Genomic DNA, 5084 nt, shown 5'->3' with positions numbered 1-5084 from the left:
TAAATATGCGAACGAATATAATATTCCAGTTACGTTTTTAGGAAATGGATCGAATGTCATTATTAAAGATGGTGGAATTCGCGGGATTACAGTAAGTTTAATTCATATTACAGGTGTTACTGTAACAGGAACGACGATTGTAGCACAGTGTGGTGCAGCAATTATTGACGTATCACGTATTGCCTTAGACCATAACTTAACGGGTCTTGAGTTTGCTTGTGGTATTCCAGGTTCAGTTGGCGGAGCATTATATATGAATGCTGGTGCATACGGCGGTGAAATTTCGTTTGTATTAACAGAAGCTGTCGTAATGACAGGTGATGGAGAGCTACGTACTTTGACGAAAGAAGCATTTGAATTTGGATATCGTAAGAGTGTATTTGCGAACAACCATTACATTATTCTTGAAGCGAGATTTGAACTTGAAGAAGGTGTACATGAAGAAATTAAAGCAAAAATGGATGATTTAACGTTTAAACGTGAGTCAAAACAGCCTCTAGAATATCCTTCATGTGGTAGCGTATTTAAGCGCCCACCAAATAACTTTGCTGGTAAGTTAATTCAAGACTCAGGACTACAAGGTAAGCGAATTGGTGGAGTAGAAGTTTCTTTAAAACACGCTGGGTTTATGGTGAATGTTGATAACGGAACAGCACAAGATTACATCGATTTAATTCACTTCGTACAAAAGACAGTTGAAGAGAAATTTGGCGTGAAGTTGGAGCGAGAAGTAAGGATTATTGGAGAAGATAAGGAATAAAGAAATACGTATGAAGATATGAATTATTTTAAAATAATATTTGGGTATTGTTGACAATTTGTTTTCAATTCAATATAATGGCTAATAATTTAACAAATAACATACGTTGAAAGAGCCCAGTAGCAGTTTGTCACTGTTAACGAGAGAGCTAGGGGTTGCTGGAACCTAGCACAAACAAACTTGTGAATTACACTCTGGAGTATCTTAGGTAATGCTAAGCGGACTGGCAATCGATATTATTGCTAAGAGTGGTATGAGTAGCTATGCTATTTATACAAACTGGGTGGTAACACGGTGAATAATCGTCCCTATGTCATAGACATAGGGATTTTTTGTTTTAAAAAAATAAAGGGGATGACAAAAGATGAATATCATTGATGAGTTAGAATGGCGCGGCGCCGTTAATCAACAGACTGACGAAGAAGGCTTACGTAAGCTAATAGAAGAGAAAAAGATTTCACTATACTGCGGAGTTGATCCGACTGGTGATAGTATGCATATCGGACATTTGATTCCGTTTATGATGATGAAGAGATTCCAATTAGCTGGTCATCATCCTGTTATTTTAATTGGCGGGGCAACAGGAACAATTGGTGATCCGAGTGGACGACAATCAGAGCGTCAACTTCAAACGTTAGAAGTAGTTCAGCATAATGTAGATGCGTTAACAGCACAAATGAAAAAGCTATTTGATTTTGGTGGAAATAGCGAAGTGAAAATGGTAAATAACTATGATTGGACACATGAAATAAATATTATTGAGTTTTTACGTGATTACGGGAAAAACTTTAGCATCAATAGCATGTTAGCGAAGGATATTGTAGCAAGCCGTTTGGATACAGGTATTTCTTTCACGGAATTCACGTACCAAATTTTGCAAGCGATGGACTTCCATCATTTATACACGAAAGAGGATGTTCAACTGCAAATTGGTGGTAGTGACCAATGGGGAAATATTACGAGTGGTTTAGATTTAATTCGTAAGTTAGAAGGTCATGAGGCGAAAGTATTCGGATTAACGATTCCGTTATTATTAAAATCGGACGGTACGAAGTTTGGTAAATCAGCGGGTGGTGCGGTTTGGCTTGATCCTGAAAAAACGACACCGTTTGAATTTTACCAGTTCTGGGTAAATACAGATGACCGTGACGTAATTAAATACTTGAAATACTTTACGTTCTTAACGAAAGAGCGTATTGATGAATTAGCAACGAAGGTAGAAGCGGAACCTCATAAACGTGAAGCGCAAAAAGTATTAGCGGAAGAAATGACGAAATTTGTTCATGGAGAAGAGGCGTTCCTGCAAGCTGAGAAAATTACAGCAGCGTTATTTAGCGGAGATATTAAATCGTTAACAGCTGATGAAATTGAACAAGGCTTTAAAGAAATGCCAACATTTCAGTCTTCAAAAGAGACGAAAAACATCGTAGAATGGCTAGTTGATTTAGGAATTGAACCATCTAGACGACAAGCGCGTGAAGATATTAATAACGGAGCGATTTCTATGAATGGTGAGAAAGTAACAGATGTGGGTACAGATGTTACTGTAGAAAATTCATTTGATGGACGATTTATTATTATCCGTAAAGGGAAGAAGAATTACAGTCTTGTGAAGTTAGGCGAATAGTTTGTGTGAAAGGATGGGAGTAGGAAGAATACTTCCATCTTTTCGTATACACAATTTGGACATAAAATAATCAGTAAATTTAGATAATTAAAAGGGTTATACGATTCTTCTGCCGAATAAATAAGTTAGAGAAAATTACGGATAAAAATAGCCCGAACCATGCAGGGCATGATTCGGGCTTATATTCAGATTAGTAAGCTAAGCTGAATAGACCTTTAATGTGTGATAAGTAACGAACGTTACTTGCTTCTTTCATTAATGATGCTGGTAAGCCTTTAAGTGGAGTATTGCTTGCTCCAATTGTAGCAACCGCATCTTTACGTCCTAGACTAGCAAGTGTTCCAGAGTTTACAGGTGCGAACTCTTCGAATGCTTTGCCTTCTAGTGCTGCGTATAAGTTGTATCCAATTAACTCACCCATTTGCCAAGCGATTTGTGCAGTTGGTGGGTATGGACGTCCGTCTGGAGCGAAGACAACAGCGCTGTCTCCAGCAACGAATACGTCTTTGTGAGAAGTAGATTGTAGGTATGCATCAACTGTTGCACGTCCACGGTTAACTTCAAGACCTGATTCACCGATTAATGGGTTACCTTGTACGCCGCCCGTCCAAACGAATGTGTTAGCAACAAGTTTTTGACCGTCTTTTAAGTCGATTTCGTTGCCAGCAACGTTTGTTACAGGAAGACCAGTTAAGAATGTAACGCCGCGCGCTTCTAGGCTAGTAGTTGCACGTTCGATTAAGTGGTCTGGTAATACTGGAAGGATTTTTGGACCTGCTTCAACAAGAAGAAGTTTCACTTCTTTTGGATTTACGCCGTGGCTTTTTGCAAGTTTAGGCATAATGTCAGCAAGCTCACCAACTAGCTCAACGCCAGTTAATCCGCCACCACCGATTACGATTGTAGCATCAGCTTCGTTTTTCGTTTTCGCGTATTCACGAATACGGTCTTCAACGTGTTTGTAGATTTTATTTGCATCAGCAGCAGATTTTAATACCATGCTGTTTTCTTCTAGTCCTGGAATACCGAAGTAAGCAGTTTTACTTCCTAAAGCAACTACAAGTGCATCGTAAGATAAAGTAGTGCCGCCAGCTAATTTGATTTCTTTGCTATCAACTGAGAATGACTCAACTGTTGCAATTTTAAGATCGATATCTTTACCTTTGAAAAGCTTTGTAAGTGGCATTGCAACTGCTTGCTCAGACACGTTACCAGCTGCAAGGCGGTGTAGTTCAGTGATGATTTGGTGCGTTGGGTATTGGTTAATCACTGTAACTTGTGCTTCTGATTTACTGTAATATTTACGTACGTTTAAAGCGGCAAGAAGACCGCCATAACCAGCGCCTAAGATGACAATTTGTTTTGACATAGTATGATATCCCCCGTCTTTACTAATTGTTGTTATAAGTTAACTTATTTATTGTTACGTTCTGCACTAATTTGAAGATATGCGTTCACAAAGCGGAACATTTTTTGTGCTTGTGGATCTTTTAATAATTTTAATAGACCGAACAGGCCGATAACTTCGTTGCTTTCGTCAGCACGATCTTTCGCTTCGATTGCAGTAGCAGCCATGCTTTTCACTGTATCTTTTACAGGTTCTACAAGCTCTGTGATTGCACCAACAGTGTCGCTTTTTAATACTTCATCAGTAGCAACAGTTTGAGCGAAGTCATAAGACTTAGTTAAAATGTTAACAAGCTCAGTTAATTTTGGAAGCTGTTCTACTAGTGTTGTTAATGATTCTTGTACCTCAGGTTTTAACAACTGATCAAGTACATCAAGTTGTCCTTGGCTAGCAGAAATTTGTACAGTTTCTTGTTCTGGCTTTGTTTGAGTCATAGTTTCTGGCATCTCCAATTCTCCTTTACGATAGCAATACTCTTATTTTTTATAAGTAAGATAGTAAACGGTTACGAAACTTTATACAAAGTTTCACAAAACACAATAAAATGCCTTTAAATTTATGACAGCAAGTAAGCTGACATAAATCTAAAACCATAACGTCTTACTTATTATTTATGAACTGTCCGATACATGGCTTGTCCGCATAATGGAAAAGCTCCGTTACCGGAAAGTGTATATAATATATATCCTATATTATATACTATATACACCTATGTTAACATAAAAATGATTCCTAATTATTTGATATTGAGTGTATAACGTAGTGCTGACAAGGTATGAAAGCGTATAAAATATTTTGTTCCAGTTAGAAATGTACATATATATATAGAAAAAAAGGAAAAAATGAACAAATTCATGTTCGTTTTTTCCTTTTTCCTATTATTCACCTTCTGCAATTAGCATCGATGTGTTACCTTCTTTTTCAAGATGGCATTCGCCCCAAGAACAAAGAGAATCAAGAATGGATTCTAAAGACCAACCGTAGTCGGTAAGAGAATATTCTACTTTCGGTGGGACTTGGTTGTATACTTTTCTTTGAATGACGCCGTCGTCTTCTAATTCACGTAATTGCTGTGTTAACATTTTTTGTGTAATACCAGGCATGGAACGTTTTAGTTCACTCGTTCTCTTTGTACCTTTCGTTAAGTGACAAAGGATAACAACCTTCCATTTTCCGCCGATAACTTCTAAAGTCGCCTCTACAGGAATATTGTATTTCTTCATATGAAATCCTCCCTTTGTGAGTAAAATAAGTTAAATCATACAAATGTTACTTTTTAGTACCTATAG

The 5084-nt window shown here is 37.5% G+C and carries 5 protein-coding genes and 1 other annotated feature; of the genes, 2 read left to right on the top strand and 3 right to left on the bottom strand.

The features are described 5' to 3' along the window. Together murB and tyrS are read left to right on the top strand one after the other, a co-directional pair. Positions 1-760, top strand: a 760-nt coding sequence (gene murB / locus MR107_RS29225; RefSeq protein WP_242293090.1) for a UDP-N-acetylmuramate dehydrogenase, incomplete at its 5' end; no start/stop codon positions are given. A 97-nt stretch (positions 761-857) separates the two neighbouring features. Continuing rightward, positions 858-1073, top strand: a binding site (T-box leader). 51 nt (positions 1074-1124) lie between these two features. Then, positions 1125-2387: a tyrosine--tRNA ligase gene (gene tyrS / locus MR107_RS29220; protein ID WP_227899665.1), complete on the top strand. Its 1263-nt coding sequence runs from the start codon at positions 1125-1127 to the stop codon at positions 2385-2387. Between the two features lie 190 nt (positions 2388-2577). Here tyrS and MR107_RS29215 read toward each other — a convergent pair whose 3' ends face one another. The 3 genes from MR107_RS29215 to MR107_RS29205 form a co-directional block, all read right to left on the bottom strand. Continuing rightward, positions 2578-3756, bottom strand: coding sequence for an NAD(P)/FAD-dependent oxidoreductase (locus MR107_RS29215; RefSeq protein ID WP_000043202.1), 1179 nt, complete (start codon positions 3754-3756; stop codon positions 2578-2580). A gap of 44 nt (positions 3757-3800) precedes the next feature. After that, on the bottom strand, positions 3801-4241 hold the full coding sequence (locus MR107_RS29210) for a DUF1641 domain-containing protein (RefSeq protein ID WP_001115309.1): 441 nt from the start codon (positions 4239-4241) through the stop codon (positions 3801-3803). A gap of 432 nt (positions 4242-4673) precedes the next feature. Beyond that, a complete protein-coding gene (locus tag MR107_RS29205) occupies positions 4674-5018 on the bottom strand; it encodes a winged helix-turn-helix transcriptional regulator (RefSeq protein ID WP_000760481.1) in 345 nt (114 codons plus the stop codon). Positions 5019-5084 lie beyond the last annotated feature (66 nt).

The organism is Bacillus cereus group sp. BfR-BA-01441 (genome assembly GCF_022663075.1).
Classification (GTDB): Bacteria; Bacillota; Bacilli; order Bacillales; family Bacillaceae_G; genus Bacillus_A; species Bacillus_A cereus.
The sequence above is the reverse complement of the archived record's forward strand: the minus strand, read 5'-3'. Positions and strand labels throughout refer to the sequence as shown.